The 21,330-nt window shown below is 41.3% G+C and carries 22 protein-coding genes; 12 read left to right on the top strand and 10 right to left on the bottom strand.

Features of this window, described 5'->3' with window-relative positions; genetic code table 11:
* Positions 1-384 precede the first annotated feature (384 nt).
* Positions 385-606 (top strand): hypothetical protein, encoded by a 222-nt coding sequence (locus tag J2X69_RS23645; RefSeq protein ID WP_310108997.1) that lies wholly within the window; start codon positions 385-387, stop codon positions 604-606.
* Positions 607-928: 322 nt separating this feature from the next.
* Here J2X69_RS23645 and J2X69_RS23640 read toward each other — a convergent pair whose 3' ends face one another.
* Positions 929-1,603 (bottom strand): GNAT family N-acetyltransferase, encoded by a 675-nt coding sequence (locus tag J2X69_RS23640; RefSeq protein WP_310108993.1) that lies wholly within the window; start codon positions 1,601-1,603, stop codon positions 929-931.
* A gap of 461 nt (positions 1,604-2,064) precedes the next feature.
* Here J2X69_RS23640 and J2X69_RS23635 point away from each other — a divergent pair, with 461 nt between their 5' ends.
* From J2X69_RS23635 to J2X69_RS23620, 4 genes are read left to right on the top strand one after another with little or no spacing between them, the layout of a single operon-like run.
* Positions 2,065-4,419: a TonB-dependent siderophore receptor gene (locus J2X69_RS23635; protein ID WP_310108991.1), complete on the top strand. Its 2,355-nt coding sequence runs from the start codon at positions 2,065-2,067 to the stop codon at positions 4,417-4,419.
* Between the two features lie 11 nt (positions 4,420-4,430).
* The gene (locus tag J2X69_RS23630; protein WP_310108989.1) at positions 4,431-5,861 is read left to right on the top strand and encodes a DUF3526 domain-containing protein; all 1,431 of its coding nucleotides are present in this window, start codon (positions 4,431-4,433) and stop codon (positions 5,859-5,861) included.
* Positions 5,858-7,300: a DUF3526 domain-containing protein gene (locus J2X69_RS23625; protein WP_310108986.1), complete on the top strand. Its 1,443-nt coding sequence runs from the start codon at positions 5,858-5,860 to the stop codon at positions 7,298-7,300. Before J2X69_RS23630 ends, J2X69_RS23625 begins: the two co-directional genes overlap by 4 nt.
* A 30-nt stretch (positions 7,301-7,330) precedes the next feature.
* Entirely contained in the window at positions 7,331-8,038 is a 708-nt protein-coding gene (locus tag J2X69_RS23620) for an ATP-binding cassette domain-containing protein (protein WP_310108984.1), read from the top strand.
* Positions 8,039-8,135: 97 nt separating this feature from the next.
* Here J2X69_RS23620 and J2X69_RS23615 read toward each other — a convergent pair whose 3' ends face one another.
* On the bottom strand, positions 8,136-8,300 hold the full coding sequence (locus J2X69_RS23615) for a hypothetical protein (protein WP_310108982.1): 165 nt from the start codon (positions 8,298-8,300) through the stop codon (positions 8,136-8,138).
* A 163-nt stretch (positions 8,301-8,463) separates the two neighbouring features.
* On the bottom strand, positions 8,464-8,790 hold the full coding sequence (locus J2X69_RS23610) for a helix-turn-helix domain-containing protein (RefSeq protein ID WP_310108980.1): 327 nt from the start codon (positions 8,788-8,790) through the stop codon (positions 8,464-8,466).
* Between the two features lie 126 nt (positions 8,791-8,916).
* On the opposite strand from J2X69_RS23610, the gene J2X69_RS23605 reads away from it, so the two are divergent.
* Both J2X69_RS23605 and J2X69_RS23600 read left to right on the top strand, forming a co-directional pair.
* On the top strand, positions 8,917-9,834 hold the full coding sequence (locus tag J2X69_RS23605; protein WP_310108978.1) for an alpha/beta hydrolase: 918 nt from the start codon (positions 8,917-8,919) through the stop codon (positions 9,832-9,834).
* Positions 9,834-11,045, top strand: coding sequence for an MFS transporter (locus J2X69_RS23600; RefSeq protein ID WP_310108976.1), 1,212 nt, complete (start codon positions 9,834-9,836; stop codon positions 11,043-11,045). The genes J2X69_RS23605 and J2X69_RS23600 overlap by 1 nt, the downstream gene beginning before the upstream one ends.
* Before the next feature lie 422 nt (positions 11,046-11,467).
* On the opposite strand, the gene J2X69_RS23595 is transcribed toward J2X69_RS23600, so the two are convergent.
* A complete protein-coding gene (locus J2X69_RS23595) occupies positions 11,468-11,890 on the bottom strand; it encodes a beta-hydroxyacyl-ACP dehydratase (protein ID WP_310108973.1) in 423 nt (140 codons plus the stop codon).
* 557 nt (positions 11,891-12,447) lie between these two features.
* Between J2X69_RS23595 and J2X69_RS23590 the strand changes: the two genes are divergently transcribed.
* The 3 genes from J2X69_RS23590 to J2X69_RS23580 all read left to right on the top strand — a co-directional run bounded on the left by J2X69_RS23590 (position 12,448) and on the right by J2X69_RS23580 (position 14,558).
* The gene (locus tag J2X69_RS23590; RefSeq protein WP_310108972.1) at positions 12,448-12,861 is read left to right on the top strand and encodes a hypothetical protein; all 414 of its coding nucleotides are present in this window, start codon (positions 12,448-12,450) and stop codon (positions 12,859-12,861) included.
* A gap of 457 nt (positions 12,862-13,318) precedes the next feature.
* The gene (locus J2X69_RS23585) at positions 13,319-13,651 is read left to right on the top strand and encodes a hypothetical protein (protein WP_310108969.1); all 333 of its coding nucleotides are present in this window, start codon (positions 13,319-13,321) and stop codon (positions 13,649-13,651) included.
* Between the two features lie 346 nt (positions 13,652-13,997).
* The gene (locus tag J2X69_RS23580; protein WP_409014478.1) at positions 13,998-14,558 is read left to right on the top strand and encodes a GNAT family N-acetyltransferase; all 561 of its coding nucleotides are present in this window, start codon (positions 13,998-14,000) and stop codon (positions 14,556-14,558) included.
* A gap of 315 nt (positions 14,559-14,873) precedes the next feature.
* Here the strand turns inward: J2X69_RS23580 and J2X69_RS23575 are convergent, their stop codons facing one another.
* The 6 genes from J2X69_RS23575 to J2X69_RS23550 form a co-directional block, all read right to left on the bottom strand.
* Complete coding sequence (locus tag J2X69_RS23575) at positions 14,874-15,491, bottom strand: response regulator transcription factor (RefSeq protein ID WP_310108964.1); 618 nt, start codon at positions 15,489-15,491, stop codon at positions 14,874-14,876.
* Positions 15,484-16,287 carry an ATP-binding protein gene (locus tag J2X69_RS23570; RefSeq protein WP_310108961.1) on the bottom strand — a complete coding sequence of 268 codons (804 nt, stop codon included), beginning with the start codon at positions 16,285-16,287 and terminating at the stop codon, positions 15,484-15,486. Before J2X69_RS23570 ends, J2X69_RS23575 begins: the two co-directional genes overlap by 8 nt.
* Positions 16,257-16,919: a hypothetical protein gene (locus J2X69_RS23565; RefSeq protein WP_310108958.1), complete on the bottom strand. Its 663-nt coding sequence runs from the start codon at positions 16,917-16,919 to the stop codon at positions 16,257-16,259. The genes J2X69_RS23570 and J2X69_RS23565 overlap by 31 nt, the downstream gene beginning before the upstream one ends.
* Positions 16,920-17,318: a hypothetical protein gene (locus J2X69_RS23560; RefSeq protein ID WP_310108955.1), complete on the bottom strand. Its 399-nt coding sequence runs from the start codon at positions 17,316-17,318 to the stop codon at positions 16,920-16,922.
* 68 nt (positions 17,319-17,386) lie between these two features.
* Positions 17,387-17,710: a hypothetical protein gene (locus J2X69_RS23555; RefSeq protein ID WP_310108952.1), complete on the bottom strand. Its 324-nt coding sequence runs from the start codon at positions 17,708-17,710 to the stop codon at positions 17,387-17,389.
* 81 nt (positions 17,711-17,791) lie between these two features.
* Positions 17,792-18,694 (bottom strand): hypothetical protein, encoded by a 903-nt coding sequence (locus tag J2X69_RS23550; protein WP_310108949.1) that lies wholly within the window; start codon positions 18,692-18,694, stop codon positions 17,792-17,794.
* Between the two features lie 864 nt (positions 18,695-19,558).
* Between J2X69_RS23550 and J2X69_RS23545 the strand changes: the two genes are divergently transcribed.
* Positions 19,559-20,401 (top strand): AraC family transcriptional regulator, encoded by an 843-nt coding sequence (locus tag J2X69_RS23545; protein WP_310108946.1) that lies wholly within the window; start codon positions 19,559-19,561, stop codon positions 20,399-20,401.
* A 284-nt stretch (positions 20,402-20,685) separates the two neighbouring features.
* Entirely contained in the window at positions 20,686-21,171 is a 486-nt protein-coding gene (locus J2X69_RS23540) for a hypothetical protein (protein WP_310108944.1), read from the top strand.
* Positions 21,172-21,330 lie beyond the last annotated feature (159 nt).

Genomic DNA, 21,330 nt, shown 5'->3' with positions numbered 1-21,330 from the left:
TAACCCTGAACAACCAAGAAAGAGAATAGTAAAACAATCACTTAACTTAACTGTCCGGAAGACAAGAATGTGACAACCAAAATCAGGTAAGGTCACGGCCACTTCGGTCCCCCGTCTTCGGTCTTCCGTCCAGTAAAACAAGGGAAATATGGCTACTGGCATCATTGCGGATAATCACTTAAATCTATTACTAAATCAGCTGAAGAAAATCCTAACCGCGGATAAGTAGCCCCCCGTACAACATAAGAATTTGGAGAAAAATCCTCTGAGAGGTAAGCTGCTTTAGTGAGTACCATCAGGACAATATTTTTTATGGATTGCGCTGGAAACCCTATAAATTGGCAACAATGAAAATGAACTGGCAAAAATTAAGTATCCGGTAGAATGACAAAAATAACTTCAAGTCCCAATTGCGGGAACTCTCCAAAAATGGCATTTCTAAAAGAGTTCAAAATTGCTTACGCCACAGGGAATGTTGAATTCCTTGTAGAAAGCATAACTGACGAAATTGTCTGGAATATCGTAGGTGACAAAAGAATCCAGGGAAAGGAAAATGTTACGGATGAATTGGAAAAAAGAACAGTAGACAAGGCAACTACTACTTGAGCAAATCTTATCCCACGGTAAAGAAGGAGCTGCAAATGGGATTATAAAAATGCAGAACGGGAAAACATACGCGTTTTCCGACTTTTATGAATTCAATGGGGCAAAGGGAGCAAAAATAAAATCAATAATATCTTACGTAATTGAAATTTAACCCGGAGAGATGAAAAGTATGAAGCTAACCAAGGAAATCGCTTTAATAAACTCCTTCGGTGAAAATAATACCACCCCTCCAGAGTTTGTCAATAAATTGGCACCTTTTGGTTTATTTTTTTTTTGCCCTTCGGGATTTGAAACCTGAAGGTATGGAATTAGTATAGAAAGCCTAAGGAGCAATATTATACACCCGGATGCTTTTCCGCGGCCGGAAGCCCAATTTCCGGTAAAGTTTAACAGCCGGCAGATTGTCCGGGTACACATGCAGAAAAGGTGTTTTCCCTGAGGAAATTAATTTTTTTACCAGAGCGGTTAAGAGACGGTGTGAATAGCCCCTTCCGGTATAATTTGGATGTGTACACACTGCACTCAGCTCGGTGTAATGCCCTGGTTGGAGTCGGTACCCTGCCATGGCAACCAACTGATTCTGCTCATAAATCCCCAAGTACCCACCGAATAATATGGTTTTTTCCAAGAAGGGCCCCGGACGGGTAATCGCTGTCAGGGCCATCATATCGTTGACCTGCCCTGGGCTGAGCTTACGGATATTTTCCGAGGGACTGTACGCCGGTTCCCCGTCCCAAACCATTTGCAGGAGTTCACGGTCGGTGAATACTTTCCAATGTTTGTCCAGGTATAGTTGGCCTGGGGTGAACAGGATGGCATTTTTATCTTCACCCAGTCGATCATACAGGCATTTCATATGTCTTTCTCCATACTCGGGCATACCTGCGAAAAAGCCCATGTCCCGGTCCAGTAACAGACAGTCTTGGTCGCCAGAGGCAAAATGGGCGCTATTGGTACTTAGCGCTGTCCAGATAGGATTATCCAATGGATGAATCATGAGAAGGTAGGTAGTAAGTTCAGTGTCTTGATTGTTGGTTGCGGTTGGCAGTACCCATTTACCAAAAGGATAGACATTCACGATCCACAAAAAGTTTCAGAACTATTCTGGATTTACCCTTCTATGGGTAAATAATTTCCCATGTAATCTTTCGGAGTCATCTTACCTGGGGCTTCCCAAGATCAGTATGCCTGCCTACCGGCAGACTCGATTTCAAGTATGTGGTCGTATTATTTCTGAATCAACATATTTAAACGGTAATCCCCGCAACTTGCCATTCAGGTAAATTTTCACTCTAATTATGCAACTCTATTGCATATAACAGGTAAGATTTCTTACTTGCAATAATGTTGCATTCATGAAATTGCAGCCAACTTTCAGGTGACCCCATGCATTTTCCAATTTCCTAGACCGGGCTGTGTAATGTTAAGAATCACTCTCTAAAACCACCCTATATGAGTATGAAATTTACCTTATTGTTTTTTCTGTTTCTAAACGGAACGGGGATTTTGGCTCAAGTGCCGAGAAAAGTAGAAGGAAGGATACAGGCTACAGACCAAACACCGCTGGTTGGAATGACTGTTCATTTGCTGCCCATCAACAAAACTACTTTTACCAATGAGCAGGGAGAATTCAGGTTTACGGATATCGCAGCGGGCACCTATAGTCTAGTGGTCACCGGAGTGGGGTTTGAAGCGAAAAGTGTGGATTTAGTGGTAGGAAATAAGTCTCCGGGTTTTTTACAACTGGCGCTGGATCTTTCCACAGAATCCCTGAAAGAGGTGACAGTGTCTGCAAGCTTGATTACCCAGCCGTCAAAAACCCTGACCCGTATGGACGTTCCGCTGTTGGAATTGCCACAAAATGTGCAGACAATTTCAAGAACGGTGATTTCTGACCAGCAGTTGTTCCAACTTGATGATGTGCTGAAAAATGTGGCAGGCTTTTCATCTCCTGATTATTACGGTGGAGTAAGTACGAGAGGCTATACTTCGGGAGCCTCCGGGATAACCACAAATGGAATTAAAGGAACTCCCTATTCTGAAGGACAGATTGCCCTGTTGGGAAATATTGAAGCGGTTGAGGTCATCCATGGCCCCAATGCGATTATGTTTGGGCCGGGAGGAATGGGAGGCAATATCAATTTAGTGACTAAACAGCCAAAGCCGCTTACCACGGTCAATGCAACATTGACTGGTGGATCCTTTGGACTGTTCCGTCCTCAAATGGATGTGAGTGGTGCGTTGAACAACGCTAAAAGTATCTATGCCGTGGCGGGCGTTGCTTATCAGCGGGGCGGAAGTTTTACGAGGGATTTTGACCGTGAAAATATCCAGATTTATGGATCCGTTAAATGGGAATTGTCTCCCAAAACAAGCTGGCAAATCAATACAAACCTGATTCGTGATGATGTCAGCAACAATTACCAGCCCAGAGTACCTATCTACAATACGTTGAATCCCGACAGTATCTTTCTGGCTCCTTATGATCTGAACCCGGGAACAGACAGCCGATACAAAGGAAATAATATTCAGGTGCAGTCGGTGATGGAGCATCACTTTTCCACAGACTGGAAGCTGGGTTTTTTGGCCGCTTACAATGAATCCCGTTCCGACCGTGAGCAGTATTCCGCTTCCGGATATATCAATGTGGAAGATAATACGGTGGACAGATCCTATGCGTGGCAGAAAATCAATTCTCCGCAGACAAGTTTGAATCTGTATGGTATAGGCAAGGCAGAAACGCTGGGGATGGAACATAAGTTTTCAATGGGGACGGATGTGTTTTTGGCCAGAAATAAGTATCCGGATGGTATGTTGATGTATTCAGCTACCCCGCTCGATGTGTTTAATCCTGTATACGAAAGCCGGTATGATACTACAGGGATGACCAAGTACTATGATTCTAGGATCGAGGATTTTACCTACAATACCCTGGGAGCATATGTCATGGATCAGATTACGCTTTTGGAAAAACTTAAACTTCTGGCAGGTCTTCGCTACAACAATTATTTCAGGAGATTCTACGCGGAGAACCGGGATGGTTCAGTGCTTTATGACGAGAGACCTTCACGGACGGAGAATTTCTCGCCCAGGTTGGGACTGTTGTACCTGCCTTATAAAACAGTTTCCGTTTACCTGGATTATAACGAGGGCTTTTCCCCGCATTATGGCAACTATCCCGATCGGGGAGGACCGTTTGATCCTGAGACATCCAAGCAGTTTGAGTTGGGGGTAAAGGGGGAGTTTTTCGAAGGGAGTCTCTTCCCTTTCCTGAATCTATATCAGAGTACCAAAAAAAATGTACTTCAGACTGTTCCCAGAGAAGGATTTCCTTACTGGCAGGAAGCAATCGGGGAGGTTCGGAGCACAGGAGCCGAGATCGGAGTAAGCGGTACGGTGCTGACCCACTGGTGGATCAATTTCAATTATAGCCACAACAAAACTGAAATCACGGAGTCCCAAAAACCTGAAGAAATAGGGCAGGAGTTTGCCAATACTCCAAAAAATTCGGCAAATGGTTGGTTGAAATACACATTCGCACAAGGCCCTGTTAAAGGACTCTTTGCAGGAGGAGGATTTCAATATGTGGGTATGCGTTACTTCGCCAATAGAAAAGTAGGCACTGAAGTGGCTGAAAATCCTGCTTACACGTTGTTTGACACATTTATAGGATACCGTTATGCCGGCTATGGGATACAGTTGAACGCCAATAACATGCTGGACAAGCGATATGCGCTTAGCGGAAGCTATGGTGCATATACACCCGGGATGCCGAGAAATCTGCAGGTAAGCCTGACTTATACTTTACGTTAACTGTATTAAAAGTGGGTAGAAGCCAATTAATTGTTTTTATACAAAAGGAAGTATTAAGTGCTTTCCGTGACCGGACCGTCATTGCTTTGGCGGCCGTCTGTTTCGCTCTGATGCTCTTTGCCTCGTATGCCGGATGGCAACGATTTCAGTCGGATCAACAGATTCGGCATGCTGCATCGGAGCGGTTTGAACATGAATGGGAAGATCAGGAAGCCAATCCGCATTCAGCAGCCCATTTTGGCACCTACCTATTTAAGGAACCTTCTGTCTTGGGAGTATATGATCCGGGGCTTAACACCTTCTTGGGTACGACCTATCGCGTGGAAGCGCATGTGCAGCACGAGCTCAATCAGGCGGAAATAGGGGAAACGGATATTAACCCCAGGTTAGGGGAACTCTCCGTGGCATTTGTCTGTCAATTGCTGATCCCTTTATTGATTTTTTTACTCACATTCCAAAGCTTCAGCAAAGAAAGGCAATCAGGTACACTACGCTTGCTTTGGGTTCAGGGGGTTCCGCCCATCACCGTGCTTTTGGGAAAGATCGGGGGTATATATACCATTGTGCTGCTTATCCTTCTTCCAATATTTGCTTTGTTGGCTTTCCCGTTCGCGCTTGAAGGCACTTCACTTGACCTTAGCTTACGCTATGCTGCTATAGCAGGGGTTTATCTGGTGTATTTTTTTATAATTACCTGTATAGGTGTAGCGCTATCCGTTTGGATTTCCAATCCTAGGGCAGCACTTGTCTGTAGTATGGGGATTTGGCTATTTTGGTCTGTTTTAATGCCCAGAGCACTCGTAAGGTTGGTGGATGCAGAGATTCCTTTGCCATCAAGATATGAGTTCGATAGGAATATCTCCCGGGGATATAGACAGGGGCTGGATCAGGACGGCAGTTCCTTGGAGAGGTCAAAGAACTACCTTGCGGAGACATTGGAGAAATATGGCGTGGACAGCGTCTCCCAACTTCCTGTAAACTTCGATGGACTCTCCATGCAATATGGTGAAGATTACAATACCAAGGTTTATGAGCATTATGCAGGAGATGTAGAATCCATGTTAATCCTGCAAAACGACAAGTTGGAACTGCTGAGCTTGCTGGATCCTTTTGTCGCCGTGAAACAGCTTTCGATGGGGTTTGCCGGTACGGATTATCATCATCACTTAGCTTTTCACAAACAGGCAAAATCTTATCGTGACGGCTTTATCAGGGTTCTCAATATGGATCTAGCCTACAGCGGATCAGAGTATCTATCCTATGATTATAAGGTGGGCTCGGAGTTTTTTGCATCCATGGAAGATTTTGAATTCCTGCCACCCCTGTTTAAGGAAGCGGTGGGTTGGCATAAAGGGGCACTGGCAGTATTGATAATCTGGACCGGTTTGGTGGCCGGTGTTGTAATTCCGCTTACAGTAAGACACTTAAACAAAGAACTATGAATTTGCTTAAGGTGGTGTTCGGGATGGAAGCCAGGCAACTGCTTCGGCAGTATTGGATTTTAGGCTGTTTGACAGGCTTGATTGCCCTTTCTGTACTTGCGTTACTTTGGGCCGGAGGTTCAGTGGATAAACGAAGAGAGCAGGAAAAGTCAATACTTAATTCCTATCAGGAAGATTTGCACTATGTACTTTCACTTTTTGGGGACACCCTTTCCGAGAAGGGAAGGGCGGATGCAAAGCTGGCGGGTATGGTGGCAATGGTTAACTACCGTCTTCCTCAGCCGGCCGTCAAAGAACAACTTTCTCTGGCCCCCCTTTCAATTGGATTGACGGATGTGCAGCCATGGTATAAAATGGTGAAGAATACCAAGTCATTTGATGACAGGATAGAGGTTCCTGTATCCAATCCTTCTATACTGGCTTCGGGGAATTACGACTACTCCCTGGTTCTGGTTTACCTGCTTCCATTACTTGTGTTTGCCTTTAGTTTTTCATTGTATGCAGCTGAAAAAGAGTCAGGAACTCTTTCTTTACTGACTATTCAGCAAGGCAATGCTTTTCATGTGATCAGGATGAGGCTGCTGTTTCGGTTTTTGCTGCTTTTGCTTACTTCACTTCTTACAACCGCTTTGCTTTTTCTGTTGTTGTCAACCGGTTATGGGTCAGTGGATTTCGGAAGTATGCTCTGGTGGAGTGGTCTTACTGCGGTCTATTTGATGTTTTGGTTTGCCGTAAGCTATTTTATCCTCTGTCTGAAAAAGTCTGCCGTGATCACCGCATTGATACAAATCAGTGTTTGGTTATTTTTGGCTGTAATTTTACCCGGAGTGGTCATATCCTATGCCCAGGCACATTTTCCGGTTCCACTTAAAGACGGGATATCCTCTTACCGAAGGGCGCAGGCCGAAGATATCTGGAGTATGCATCCTGCAGTGGTTTCAGACAGTTTTAATATCAATAATCCTGAGTACGTCCTTACAGCTGACCCGGCCATAGATACGCTGCCGTTAAGTGACCGGTACATCGCAGGGTATTACGATTTGTTGGAGAGAAGGATGCTGCGGGTAATTGATTCTTATCAGCAGGAAATAGATCGGAGAAATACATTGATTGCCCGCTTATTGAGCTTAAATCCGGTGACCCAAACTGAGCAGTTGTTTACCAAAATCAGCGGAAATGACCTAGCTGCCTATAGGGATTTCTTTGAACAGGCTGATAGGTTCCAAAAAGAGTGGCAAGGTTTCCTGTACCCTTATCATTTTCGGAATGAACATCTCAAACCTTCAGATTTCTATAAATTCCCTGTCTTTGACTATCGGAAACCCGGGTTGCCTTACCCGAAGATTCTGAAGGTAATGTTGTCATTGCTACTTAGTTCCCTCGTATTGGTTGCCTTGGCGGAGAGGTTTAGCCGATGTCCCCACGAATCCACCCGCTGATCCAAACGTTTCATTCTAAAAGCCCTTTTTATGACCACACCAGCTCTAGAAGCCATCAAGCTGACCAAGCAGTATCCCAAACATACCGCTTTGCAATCCCTGGATCTCGAAATAGCCCAAGGTGAAATATTTTGTCTCTTGGGTCCCAATGGGGCCGGGAAGACTACCACACTCAATCTTTTTTTGGGATTTGCCCGGCCTACTTCGGGCATGGCCAGGATTTATGGAGAGAAGGTGTCCTTTGGTAAAAACAATACTTATGGTAAAGTCTCCTATATCCCTGAGATTGTTCAGTTATATGGGAATTTATCCGGGTTGGAAAACCTTGACTTTTTTAGTAAGCTGGGAGGCTATCATTATGGGAAAAGAGAACTTAAGGGTTTCTTGGCCAAGGCGGGTCTGGAAGAGGCTGCGCATGACCGCTGGTTGTCCACTTACTCAAAAGGGATGAGGCAAAAGGTAGGGATCTCCATTGCATTGGCAAAAAATGCTCAGGTTATACTGATGGATGAACCTACCAGTGGACTGGATCCTAAAGCTTCAGTCGAGTTTACGGAGATTTGCAAGGAACTTTCCGCTTCCGGCAAAACCATTCTTATGGCCACACATGATATTTTCAACGCAGTCAGTTTAGCCACACGTATCGGGATGATGAAGCAGGGGAGATTGGTTAAGTTGCTGGATAGTAAATCGGTGTCCGCACCTGAGCTCCAGAAGCTATACCTGGAAATGGTGTAGTTAGGGCATGCTGAAAAACGCCGGTAATAGACCAAAAGCTATCATTTTGAATGATTAACCCATTTTTGATGCGAACGGTTTTTCAGCAAGTGCAAGCTTATTGACCACAATAGGTCTTTATCCATGCATCAGAAAATCCCAGAACCGGGATTTTCAAGCTAGCCTCAGCCATACCATCTTCTACGTTGGCCTCATTCGAGGTATAAGCATACATCTTCATTCGGCCGCCTTGAAGTTGGCATACCTGAGACTTTTTCAGCAAGCCCTAGTTAAATTGGAGGAAAATCAGGGGTTGTAGTCTTCGCTGAGCAAGAGTCAGGTTATACGAATGCCTTTAAAGGCTGTAGAAGAATGCAATCCTCTTCCTTAAAACTGTTGTTGAGTAAGTGCAACGTCAACCTTAATCGACGAGCTGCTGAAAAACATCACTTCATTAAACCCTTATGCTTCGCTCCCCAATTTTCCAATTGCCGCCAAACAGGAATTAGATCTGTTGCAATTTCCGTTAATTCATAATCTACCCTTGGCGGAACTTCAGCATATACGGTACGCTTTACCAATCCTTCCTTTTCCAACTCCCTTAATTGAAGTGTGAGCATTCTTTCGGTTATACCCTCAATTTGATTTCTCAATTCACTGAACCTTAATTTTCCGTGTTCTAATTCACACATAATCAGAATTTTCCAGCGTCCTCCTATCTTACAGACCGCATATGCCAAATCACATTCTGTGATATATTTTTCATTCTGCATATTCGTCGAATTTACTTTTCTCCTTCCCATTACTTACAAATTTGTTAGTACCATACATTTGAATGTGTACAGTGCAAAAATATGGATTGCCTGATAGATTTGCGGCATATTTTAAATTAATATAAAATGAAATTATCAGAGCAAGCAGAAAAGGTATTGATGAAAATCCAACATATTGAAGTACTGGAAACTCTAAGCCCCTGGGAAGCAGGAAGAGCTTTTTATGAAAAATTTATACCTCTGGCAGGAGAAAAAGAAACCGTTTTTCAAATCAGCGAAAATGAGTTACTCAATGAGGGACATCGGGTCAGGCTAAGGACCTATCGACCAAATGATCAAGACAGATCACCTTTTATCATTTATTTCCATGGAGGCTGGTTCAATGCCGGAAATCTTGAAACCCATGATACTCCGTTACGCCGGCTGGCCAATTTATCACAAACAGTTATCATTGCGATCGATTATCGTCTCGCACCCGAACATCCCTTTCCGGCTGGTTTAAATGATTGTGAGTTTGCTGTAAAATGGATTATTGAAAATGCATCTTTTCTTAACCTCAATCCAAATAAAATAACAATAGCAGGAGACAGTGCAGGCGGTGCCCTGGCGGCTACAATTGCCGGGAAATTTCGTGAAATCGTAAATGCCCAGCTACTCATTTATCCTGTAACGGATAACTCTTTGAAAACAGCCTCCTGGAAAGAATTTCAAGATGGCCCTCTGTTAGATTTAAAGGGCGGCATTCAGGCTTGGGATTGGTATCTACCCGGCCCGGCGCACCGCGACAATCCGGATGCTGTTCCTTTGCTGGCAGATGACCTGCAGGATTTACCATCTGCTTTTGTTGCAGTTGCCGAATATGATCCTTTAAGGGATGAGGGAATTCTTTATGCAGAAAAACTCAAGACAAGCAGCATAAGCGTAACCCTTAAGTTATACAAAGGAACAACTCACGGTTTCTTTCAGATGGGTGGATTTATCGATGACACAGAAGTCTTAATGCAGGATGTGGCCGAATTTATCAAAAATCAAAATTCTTTGTAATGAAAAAATACGCATACATCGGCTGCCTTGGTTTTTTGGCAGTCATTACAACTGAATTTGGTATCATCGGCATTCTGCCGCAAGTGGCAGAACATTACCAAATCAGCATCGATAAGGCAGGGTATTTATTGAGTGCCTTTGCTTTGGTTATTGCCTTGACAGGCCCTTTTATGACCTTATTGGTGTCGGGCTTTAACCGTAAAAAAGTAATGCTCACAGCTATCTTTATTTTTCTGATAACAGGAGCGGTGTCTTCTTTTTCACCACCCTTTTGGCTGTTGATGTTAGTCAGAATATTACCTGCCTTTTTGCAGCCGGTTTACATAGCAACAGCTTTGGCTGTCGCAGTTTCACAGGCGGATAAAAAACGTGAAAATGAATTGATGAGTATCGTATTTAGTGGTGTGGCTATTGCCATGGTAACAACAGTTCCTTTTGCTACCTGGTTGGCAAGTTTATGGTCTTGGGAATACTCTTTTGTAGTGCAGACAATCGTGAGCGTTGTGGCTTTGGCAGGGATTTACTTGGGGCTGCCGTCAATGCCTGTGAAAGAAAAGAAATCTTATGGAAGTCAACTGAAAATATTGACCAAACCTACTTTTATCATCAGTACAGCAATGAACTTCTTTATGATTACGGCCTGGTTTTCTACCTACAGTTATTTTGCCGAATACCTGAACAAAGCAAAAGCCATGGACAGCACAATGGTGAGCTATATGCTGTTTCTGTTTGGAGCTATCGGTGTGTTCTCCAATTGGGTTGCAGGGAAAATGCTGAATAAAAACATTCCGAAAACCACCGCTTTTTTCCTTTCGGGAACTATCCTTATACCCATACTATTGCATTTCTCGGGAGGGAATACAATAGCGACTATTATCGTAATTGGAATTTGGGGCTTCCTGTATTCGCCCAGCTTTCTGAACGCTTCCACCTATATGATTTCATCCGTACCCGACAGCCTGGAATTTGCCAACAGTTTGGCAACTTCATTCGGTAATTTGGGTGTTACATTGGGAACGACTGTAGGCGGTTGGATAATCATTACAAAAGGTGTTGTATATAATCCCTGGATAGGATTTGTGTTTGGTGTTTTGGCATTTCTGATGATTGGGTTGAGAAGTTTTTTGGAGCGAAAAAAAAGTATAGTGGGAACAGACAAAAAACAGAATGGCAAGTTACCTGAACGAATATTACAGCTGCTCAGACTATAAAAACATTCACAATTACATTGTAAAGCGAATTAACAAAGCGAACACCTAATGAGGAGAGGGAGGCGCGGCTGATTTTTCTGACGGGGTGCGCTCTTCATTATTTATGCCGAGTATCAGGACTTTAGTATCCGATACGGGACAAGTTGTGAGCCTCTCTATTGCTCAAGAGGACTGGGGGACCTGAGTGAGGGGAAGAAAAATGTGTAATGATGGAAAGAATGATCTGCTATATAATGACCATAATCTATAAGAAGGGATGGCGTTTTATTGTGAATTTGAAACCCTATTGTAAGAGCAGTTCCGGGGCATAGTGCAGGGTATTCGGTTCAGGTCTTCCGGCCGAAAAAATACAACTCATTTTGAAACTGTATGAGAAGACCTTTGAAGGTTGAAAAAAGGTTATAAAGCTGACTTTCATGTTTTTAGACAGCTTTCACACTCATCCAAGCAGCTTCAAATAATTTCAATTCATCCATATAGGCAACACCACTTTGTTTGATAATACCCCGGCTGATTCGGAGATTTTGAATAATGTACTTTATTTTTCTGTCAAACTCCGCAGGAGCAAAAAACCTGACATGCTCTATAGTAGTCAGAGCAAAAAATCCCTCTGCCAATCCCAATAACTTTATCCCGGCACCGCCACATTGTGCCATCGATTCTACCAGAATCATTCCCGGAACGATCCCTGCATCAGGAAAACTCCCTTTTAGCCATTGGTCTTTTTCATTAAAGGTTTTGGTTCCTATGATTTCTTCTGAGTTGACAGAAAGCATATTTTCTACAAACAAAAATGGATCTCTATGCGGAAGCAAATCATGAATATTGACGTTTTCGGCTTTCATGACAATATGTTTTAGTTGTCTAAAGTAAAATTGGAAGAAATATTCCGGGATAGGTCTTCGTCTCCAGGAATAAACTAAGTTTAAATTTAAGAAATGTATGCGTCCTAGCAAGCCAGTCAGATAAATTTTGACTGCCATTTTGATTTTTTTCGGAGCAAGATCAATGTATGACGAATGACTTTTAAAACAAATACTTAGGGCATGCTGAGAAAAGCCAATAATAGATCAAAAGCTATCATATTGAATGATTAACCCATTTTAGATGCCAACGGTTTTTCAGCAAGCCCTACTTAGTTGAGACTGATCCGATTTCCCCTCTTTATTGCATGGACTTTTAGTTATTGAAATCGAAGATCCGGAGGTTTTGATCCGGGAGTAAGCGACTAAGGCGAAAGCATTTCGGGACCGACCGGTTTATTTCTTACTTTACAGGGACTACGAAAAGGACGAGTTTCAAACTTTTGATGAAAAACTTGGGAAGACAACCAACAATATATTAAAACTAATGTTTTATTTACACTTCTATATACTTTAATTTGGAAGATTGATCCAACCATATGATAGTAGACTCACTGGCTAGACAGTTTTTGGTAATGCACAGGCATTTTTTACGGATATCTGCGATAGAGGATGAGTTGGGTATAAGCGGAAAGTGTCTTTATAAGTGGATGATAGGCCAGAGGGCGTTACCCGATCGATGGGAGCAGCCGTTATACGATTACCTATATCCCATGCTGGATCCCGGGAATGAAATCCATCTAAAGACCTATTGGATTGACAGGGTCGTGGTTCTGGAGAAGCATCATTTATTGCCCCGGTATCAGCATATCAAGCCCGAGATGTTGAGAAGGTTTCATTTCTCCGGGCAGTATACTGCGGGTGCGGATGTGGTTTACTTCAGGTATTCCAACAAAATGCAGAGAGAAAGTAATATTTCCGTCTATTCGGTCTATATCAAGAGTTCATGGTAGAGTAGAGAAAATGGAGGAGAAGAAATTGCCTTAATTCAAAGTCTCTATTATTCAGTCTAAAGTGTGGGTAACTTTCTGGTTTTTAGGTAAGAAAAATATCCTATATGAGGGACGGGCATTATAAATCTCTTCACCGAATCTAATAGCCTGTCCCGATATTTTAATCCCTAGCGCTTGCAACCCGGGAGCAAATTGATTCGTATAGCCGGTACTGTGCTACCAATCTCCAACTTCCCTAAGTGCGGGTATTTTACTGTAAGTATCCTTAAAGATCGATATTCTCCGGTTTTTAGTAAAAAGCGCAAATAAATCTCTGCTTATCAGCTAAATATACCCTGTACAGGGTATGGATTTTCTTCAGTATTTGCTTTTTCTTGTAAGCGTCTTTTAGCGGAAGGGGACAAGCCAACCTTTATCACATTCTTCCGGGCTTAAATCCGGAAACCTAGCATAGGTTATGTGCTATTACCTTATAGCTGTTCTCAACAAAAACAATATCCGCTGGCACGTAGCATTTATTATCGGGGCTACGTTAGTGGCTTTCAATCCCGGCTCGGCCAGATTGATAAACCTCTTCAATCCGGAACTCGGGTTGGCGGTCGTTATTGTGCCTTTTATTGTACCCGGCACAATTATAATTATCGAAAAGATAAAATTTAAAAGGCCCGTTTTGAGAAGCCCGTATTTCTTTTTTTTACTGTTTTGGACATTGGAAATCGTTTTGATTGTGACTATACCTCAGACTACTTTCTGGCAAAATGCTATTGTGAAAATTGCAGGAATATTATAGAAACAAAAAATGAGCTGAGTTGACAGAAAAATAAGATATTCAACAGTTGGCTTTTGTTTTCCAGTAGACAAAGAACAAAGAGGGGCAATAAAATGAAACAGCGCGTTGATAAAGGAGCAAATTGAAATTAGTAAACGGATAAAGAAGCCCGAACTGCCAACGTCGGTTTTTCAAGAGCGGGACGAAATGTTTCGTAGAAAACTTTTAGATAAATTTGTACTTCCGTGCTTAGTAAGGAAGTGGGTGCCATAAGCTCAGCTCTCTTACAGCTGCGATGCGATAGCGGTCATTGTAGCAGAGTTGCTATCAGTGACAATAAGAATTAAGAATTGCAATAATTACTTATATGGAACACTTGCCGAAAATTGAAACGGATAGACTGTTTTTGACAGAATTGCAAGCAGGGGATATTCCTCAGATTGTTAAATATGCAGCGAACAAAAACATCTCTGATTATACTCTGAATCTTCCGCATCCATATTCTGAGAAAGATGCTGTCTATTGGGTTAATCTTTCAAATCAGGGTTTGAAAAATGGGACAAATTATATTTTTGCAATAAGACTGAAAAGCTCGAATGAGTTCATTGGTGGAATTGGGCTGACAGTTGAGCAAAAGTTTTTTCGTGCGGAAATTGGATATTGGATTGCAGAACCTTTTTGGAATAAAGGTTACGCCACAGAAGCTACAAAGGCCATTATTGACTTTGGCTTTGATAAATTAGAATTAAATAAACTCACATCCTCACATTTGGAAAAAAATCCGGCATCGGGAAAAGTGATGATTAAATGCGGTATGATAAAGGAGGGGAAATTGAAAGAACACGTTTGTAAAAATGCAGTCTTTCATACACTGGTTTTATACGGACTAACAAAATCCGAATACAAGCAAAAAACAACGGACTGTTAAACACCTGTATCCGTCCGAAAAACCCGATATTGAGAGTTGTCCGCTAAATTCATAAAGTTGCAGGATGAAAAAGACAAGTAACGAAGTGTATTATTCCCTGTTCTGTAAGTGGCAGGAACCCAGTTAGAGCAAAGCATCCTTTGCCGCATCAGAAGGCAACTCCAACAAACGCCTTTTCCATGTGGAGAGGGAGGAATGAGGCAGGAAAGTCAAGTCCAAATTGCTATTCGGCCTACGGTGGAATTACAAATCCGGCTAAGCCTCCGTCAAATTATAGTTCAAACCTAAACTTCACCCCATGGGTACGACGTGATACTAGAATAAATTGTTGTTAAGGGCGAAATTCAGCAATTCTGTAGCATGGTGGATCTTGAGTTTTTTGAATATGTTTTTTCTGTGAGTCTTCACAGTAGCTTCTGAGATAAATAATAAATTGGCAATTTCACTGCTTGTTTTACTCCCGACAATTAATTTGACTATTTCTATTTCCCGTTCACTAAGCTTCAATTCATCTTTGGTTTGATCGGTTTTAAAATCTGCAATCCAGTCAAAATACGATTTCCCATACATCACTCTCTCAATAGCATCCAAGAGGTCACTGCTTCCCCTGCTTTTCAGTAAACATCCATCTGCACCGGCTTTAAGCAATTGATCCATATAGGTTTTCTCGGGGTACATCGTAAGTATGATCACTTTGATTGCCGGGTGATTTTCTTTGATCCATTTAGTGCATTGGATTCCATTCATTTTTGGCATGTTAATATCCAAAATGACCAAATCTACAGGGGCTGCTTCAATCAGTTTTAATAGCTGTTCGCCATCATGGGCTACATCCTGCACGGTTAGATTTTGATTGGATTTCAGTATCTCCCGTAATCCGTCCACGACAATAGGGTGGTCATCTGCGATATAAAGATTTACTTTTTTATTCATTGGAGGGAAAGTTTGGGATTTCTATAATAAACGTTGAGCCTCTTTCGCCTGAATGTATTGTCAGTTCCCCCTGCATATGATTTATCCTAGATTGGATATTCGGTATGCCTATTCCATATTTTGAAGTAGTATTGGCATCAAAGCCTACGCCGTTATCTTCGTAAATGGCGCTTATTTCATTTTCCAACTGAGTAATTTCTAATCTTGCTTTGGTGGCTTTGCCATGCTTTAGTGTATTGGTAATAAGCTCCTGGATGATTCTGTATAAATGTAATGATATGTTTTTGGGCAACTTGATGTCTACATCAATCTGTGTAAAGAATTCGATTTTCCCGGAACTTTGAATAGCTTCACTTAATTGATCAATGGCCGGTTTAAAACCAAAATTCTGTATAACTCCGGCATCAAGGCTATGGGAGATTTTTCTGATTTCTGTGGTTACGGTTTCAGTAATGTCATTGATTTTCATATTAAGCCTTTTTACTTCAGGGTCTTGGGCTTTCAGCAGGACTAAATCACTGTATATCTTTAAGGTAGCCAATAGGTTTCCAACATTGTCATGGATTTCTGCGGCTATTCTTTTGCGCTCCTGATCCTGCCCCTCGATTAGAGAATAGGCAGAATTAAGTTCCTGCTTTTCCAAAAGCTTTTCTATTTCACGGTAGGCTTGCTGTTTTTTGTTCAGTTTTCGTTGAAACAAGAATGCAAAGAAAATAATGGCCGCAAGCATTAGGAGCATGGATGAAGTCCCTAAAACAAGGGTTATTAAGTCGTTGTGCTGAACCGTGCTATCCATAATCCATAGGTTAAAATGATACTTTTGATGATGTCCGCTATACTCCGGATAATCCATGCATTGTGAAAAAAGCCCTTTGCCTCTTTTGACAACACTTCGCTTGATACTATATATAAGAAAAGTGAACCTGAAAAATATAGCAGCAACCCCGTCAAAATTATGAAACGGGGTGATTTTCCCAACACAATGTTTTCTATGTCATTGAATAATAGAACTAATGAAGATAAACCCAAACCAATTAATATTATCGTATTCATGGCCCAGGCATTTGAATTGAATTCTAAAATACCTTGAAAGGATAGGGTATTGTAAAGGTTCAGTGCCAGTAGAAGGGATACGATCAAGGGTTTTGAGCCTTTTTTCAACCCAAAATCCCGGGTGATAAACAGAAAAAGAAATGTGGCTTCTACAATGGCCATTAGATGGTAAAATGGCATGGTATTAAAAGTCCCTTTTATGGTTAGAAGAATTAGTGTAATGGTTTTTAATGAACCCAAAGTAAATAAATAGGCTCCCAATAGGTTGTATTCTTCCCTTACTTTTTTAGGTAATGAAATGAATATAAAAAACGGGAGCCAGTCAGATAAATCTGAGATATGGGAAAGAATTATGTTCCAATCAAGTAGGGTCATTCAACAAGGTAGCATTCCTTGTTGGCACACATTTGGGCAAGGAGTTGATTTGCCTATTAAAGTAGGAAGTTCTTTTTCAATAGCTTTTTGTACATAAACTGTGTTGAAATCATTCCCTGAAGCGTATGTGGGAACCAATATGAGATCATATTCGTCGGGATCTCCGGTTTTTTCTCGATTATCAAGACCTTGGTAAATTCTGATGCTATCGATTTTATCTGAACCTAGGTTGATTTTGTCAATTTCAGCAATAAAATCTTTTATAACAGATAAATCAAATTGATGGGCAACAACAATTCTAGTTTCTTCTCTACCTGACCTTGTCATTTCCTGTTTTACATAGTCTTTAATACTTTTCTTAGCAAAAGACAATTTTACTTTGCTTCCATTTTTTTTCATGATCTTAACTATTTTTTAGCAGCTTACTCTATCTAAGGTTTTCGGCTTCCCCTTTTTTACTTTATGTCTTAAGTGGTTCTGTTGGGAGCTGGAGCCAATAATCCGGTTAATGCTCCAATCGCTGCCGAGCAGGTGGCTGTAAGTAACGTTGGTACCTTGCTGTCAACCCCTTCACCGTTAGTAGCCATTATTCCTATTACCCCTATTATTACTGATAATATAACAAGTCCCAAAACTCCAATTACTATTCTATAGACCCATATATCATTTAAATAAACGGGGTTCGAACTTTCAATTTTTTTTATGGCGGCTAGTGGATCCTTTTTAAATTCATCCTGTAGGGATGGATTTTTTACTAGCTCCTTTGCCAGTCCTGTGATTGTATTTTTCATGATTTAGCGATTTTAAATGAGTAAATAAGTGGTTGTAAGTAATTTATGCGATTTTATAACTATTGGTACTGAACTATTGATTTATCTTTTCTCAACTTTTGAGGTTAGGTTATAGGTAAGACTTAAGAAAATCCCTGATTTATATTCCGATTCTACCAACTCGGCGACTTCCGGCAGGTTTGATGTATTCAATAGTTGTCCTTCCTTATATTTTCCTTTAAGGACATCTGTAGGTCTGAAGGCCCAACCTCCGCTTAATATTACCCGCTGGCGATCTCCAACTATTAAAGAAGGTCCAGCGTAGTATCCTATTTTGCCGGAATCATCTATTCCAAACCCTACACTTGCACCAAAATTTGTGAACCCTTTTCCTTGTTTATAAAAATGCGTGAGGACAGCAGGAAATAAGGGCTTGATTTTCCCTTTATTGCTATCTTTTAAGATACTTGACTGCTCGTTTCCGGAATCGGAAAAATAATATGATTCATTCTGAAGGTTGTGAAAGAGCACCCCTGTACTTAAATCTATTTTCCATCTTCCATAAACTTTGGCAAAGGCAGTAGTAGTAGTATGTAAGGTTGTATCGTTATCATCTTTTATTGTGACTTTATAGCTTACTTCATCAGAATCGACTATTGCCATGGTTTGTATAAATGGAGTTGCTATCAATCCGTCTGATTGTGATTTATCAAGCGAATTATCTTTGTTTTCTACTTCGGGAGTAACATCATAAAAATACTCTTCTATGGTGACTTTCGAAGAAGTGGGAAGATTTTTAATTTTTATAACAGGCTGAGATTTGTATCTCAATAAAAAATAGGGTTTATGCTTATCAGTAACCGGTATAGGGGCATAATTCCATATTTTTTCCTTATAATCAAATTCAAGGACGATATCGCCAGATTTCTTGATTTTGCTTTGGCCGAATACCACAGCTAGATTAAAGAATAGAAGAATAAATAGTAGAGACTTGAGCGTTTTCATAGGTAGCATATTTGATTGATTCAAAATTCCACAATGCTATGCTAGCCTTCAATGCCCCCAGATGGTTATTCCATATACCCCTTTGGGGGTATTTTGAATATAGCGCTGATTAATATCTTTTTAGGGTAGGACAGGGCGTGAATAAATCTTCCAGAGGAGGGCCTAGCGTGAAGAATCTTTCCATTGAAAAGATTTAGCTAGGAGCCAGCATGCAGGGAGGGGAGCCTTGGGCCAGCTTGTAGGAGGACTGAGCGTTTAGGATTAGTCCGGTGGACTAATCTAGCGAAGGGCCAGTTTGTAGGAGGACTGAGCGTTTAGGATTAGTCCGGTGGACTAATCTAGCGAAGGGCCAGTTTGTAGGAGGACTGAGCGTTTAGGATTAATCCGGTGGATTAATCTAGCGAAGGGCCAGTTTGTAGGGTAGGCAAACTTCACCCAGTCACCACGGACGTTTTGCTTAAACCATAAGAGTAGAGGGGGAGAGTCTATGCGCGAAGTATGGAATCAACTCAATCATCGTTTGCTCAAATGGGTAAAATGGGAGAAAGGACTTTGTAAAATAGCTGCAGTCAGATGGCTGAAGCGCCAGTACAAGACCTCTCCAGGCTTGTTTGAGCATTGGAAATTGGTTCAACCTTAAGTACTTTTAGTACAAAGCGATTTACAAACCTGTCTGACGACAGGCGGGCATGAAGAGCTCCTACAGTGGCGGGGCAGACCGTGGGAGGTGAGAGTCTCATGCACAGCCTGTCCCGTTTTACGGGAGTTCTGTGGGAAGGTGAGGGGGAAATTCCCTTGCCTGACCCGATTGTAGCCAATTCAAAAAAAACTATAGATTATATTGACAGAGACACTATTAGCTGAATGATAAAAAGCAGACGACATATCGATTTAAATGGAAGAACGATTATTGAGAAACTAAAAGTTCTCCCTCCATTACGTCAAAATCCTGTTTTTCAAGACGAAGCTTGTTTTCTTTATTTTAGCGAAGGAGGCTCTCATATCTCTGCCCCCACTGAAAAGGTCACCATTAAGGAGAATGAAAGTGTTTTATTAAAATGCGGAACCTATTTTGCGGATCTTTTTCAAAACAGATCTTCGGGCATTTGTGAAGTGTGTGTTATTCATTTTTTTCCTGACGTTCTTGAAAGGGTATTTAAGGAGGAGATACCTTTTTTTGTTAAGCAAAAGAAATCGGGTAGTTATACCTATAGCGTTTCTCAGAAAAATGTCATTGATCATTTTATAGAAAGCCTCAATTTTTACTTCGATAATCCTGAGATGGCAAAAGAAGAAATACTCTATCTCAAGATTAAAGAACTTATTTTGCTCTTGCTACATACCGAAGCAGCTGATACCATATTGGAATTATATAGTTATTTATTCACCCCACAAAAAGCAAGTATTTCAGAAGTAATTGAGACTCATCTTTATTCCAATCTAAGCCTTGACCAGATGGCTTTTTTGGCGGGTCTAAGTCTTTCTACCTTTAAAAGGGAATTTAAGAAGCATTTTCATGACACTCCAGCCAACTATATTCGTAATAAACGGATGAAAAAAGCAGCTGATCTGTTGATTCGTTCTTCGCTCACCGTAAGCGAGATCAGCTTTCAAACAGGCTATGAAGACCCCTCGTATTTCTCAAGGCTTTTCTATCAGAAATTTGGTATGCTGCCTTCTGATTACAGAAAATCAAATCAAAAATAGTTTAGTACATGACAAAAATTAAACATAGTATAAAAAACGCGTTCCCGATATATCGGGACGAGGAAGTATGACGAAGCAATCTTCGTTTTTTGTACCAAGGAAAGAGATTGCTTCGTCGTCGTGCCTCCTTCTCGCAATGACGGATAGTTTTTGTCATGTACTTTTCAAAAACAGACCATTCATACACGCTGAACCATAAGTCCTGTTTTCTGAACCTTTTATCACAGTTCCCGGGGATTTGCATGCGCTAGCTTTGTTGAAGTTATTCATCAAAACAAAATGATATGGATCCCTTAGTAGTATTAGGCGTACAATGTACGCTCAGCATGTTGGTGTTTTTTCTAATTATAAAATGGTATGTGATTCCCAAAATTACGAAAGAAACCAGATTTGATATATTAGCTCTTCTGCTTCTAGTTAATGTCTTTCGTTACTTACCGCTTTCTTTATTTATGCCGGGACAGGTCTCGGCTGACTTTCCTCCCTATCTAAAAGAAATAGTAGCTCATGGAGATTTTCTTTCCGGGATATTGGCTTTGATCTCCCTGATTTTGCTCAAATCCAACAAGAAGTCTGCTGTTACCTTCATCTGGCTTTTTTCTGTGGTGAGTATCATTGATATGGTGGTGGTGCTGGCTTTGGCCATGAGCGAAAAAGTGTATCAATTGCCTCTAGGAGCCAACTATTTTACAGTCTCGGTTTATGTACCCATGCTGATCGTGATACAGGTAGTGATATTGAAAATTCTTTTAGCTAAAGCGTACAAATGAAATCGAGCATGAGGAAAACCTCACACGGAGGGATGATTATAAAAGCGAGATTCCATCTGACCAAAAAAATCAAATTATAAACAGATGAAATATCCATGACGGGAGCGCGACACACAGGGGCATGATTATAAATCCCGGCATCCACCATTTTCGTAGAAA

The sequence above is a fragment of the Algoriphagus sp. 4150 genome (assembly GCF_031457395.1).
Lineage (GTDB): Bacteria > Bacteroidota > Bacteroidia > Cytophagales > Cyclobacteriaceae > Algoriphagus.
This window is presented reverse-complemented; position numbering and strand designations above follow the sequence as displayed.

Coding starts and splice junctions, on each gene's coding strand:
- J2X69_RS23555 (WP_310108952.1), bottom strand. CDS start 17,710: ATGAAAAATACAATCACAGGACTGGCAAAGGAGCTAGTAAAAAATCCA.
- J2X69_RS23590 (WP_310108972.1), top strand. CDS start 12,448: ATGATAGTAGACTCACTGGCTAGACAGTTTTTGGTAATGCACAGGCAT.
- J2X69_RS23595 (WP_310108973.1), bottom strand. CDS start 11,890: ATGAAAGCCGAAAACGTCAATATTCATGATTTGCTTCCGCATAGAGAT.
- J2X69_RS23640 (WP_310108993.1), bottom strand. CDS start 1,603: ATGATTCATCCATTGGATAATCCTATCTGGACAGCGCTAAGTACCAAT.
- J2X69_RS23585 (WP_310108969.1), top strand. CDS start 13,319: ATGTGCTATTACCTTATAGCTGTTCTCAACAAAAACAATATCCGCTGG.
- J2X69_RS23560 (WP_310108955.1), bottom strand. CDS start 17,318: ATGAAAAAAAATGGAAGCAAAGTAAAATTGTCTTTTGCTAAGAAAAGT.
- J2X69_RS23625 (WP_310108986.1), top strand. CDS start 5,858: ATGAATTTGCTTAAGGTGGTGTTCGGGATGGAAGCCAGGCAACTGCTT.
- J2X69_RS23620 (WP_310108984.1), top strand. CDS start 7,331: ATGACCACACCAGCTCTAGAAGCCATCAAGCTGACCAAGCAGTATCCC.
- J2X69_RS23635 (WP_310108991.1), top strand. CDS start 2,065: ATGAAATTTACCTTATTGTTTTTTCTGTTTCTAAACGGAACGGGGATT.
- J2X69_RS23570 (WP_310108961.1), bottom strand. CDS start 16,287: ATGGATAGCACGGTTCAGCACAACGACTTAATAACCCTTGTTTTAGGG.
- J2X69_RS23540 (WP_310108944.1), top strand. CDS start 20,686: ATGGATCCCTTAGTAGTATTAGGCGTACAATGTACGCTCAGCATGTTG.
- J2X69_RS23645 (WP_310108997.1), top strand. CDS start 385: ATGACAAAAATAACTTCAAGTCCCAATTGCGGGAACTCTCCAAAAATG.
- J2X69_RS23600 (WP_310108976.1), top strand. CDS start 9,834: ATGAAAAAATACGCATACATCGGCTGCCTTGGTTTTTTGGCAGTCATT.
- J2X69_RS23575 (WP_310108964.1), bottom strand. CDS start 15,491: ATGAATAAAAAAGTAAATCTTTATATCGCAGATGACCACCCTATTGTC.
- J2X69_RS23545 (WP_310108946.1), top strand. CDS start 19,559: ATGATAAAAAGCAGACGACATATCGATTTAAATGGAAGAACGATTATT.
- J2X69_RS23610 (WP_310108980.1), bottom strand. CDS start 8,790: ATGCAGAATGAAAAATATATCACAGAATGTGATTTGGCATATGCGGTC.
- J2X69_RS23565 (WP_310108958.1), bottom strand. CDS start 16,919: ATGACCCTACTTGATTGGAACATAATTCTTTCCCATATCTCAGATTTA.
- J2X69_RS23550 (WP_310108949.1), bottom strand. CDS start 18,694: ATGAAAACGCTCAAGTCTCTACTATTTATTCTTCTATTCTTTAATCTA.
- J2X69_RS23605 (WP_310108978.1), top strand. CDS start 8,917: ATGAAATTATCAGAGCAAGCAGAAAAGGTATTGATGAAAATCCAACAT.
- J2X69_RS23580 (WP_409014478.1), top strand. CDS start 13,998: ATGGAACACTTGCCGAAAATTGAAACGGATAGACTGTTTTTGACAGAA.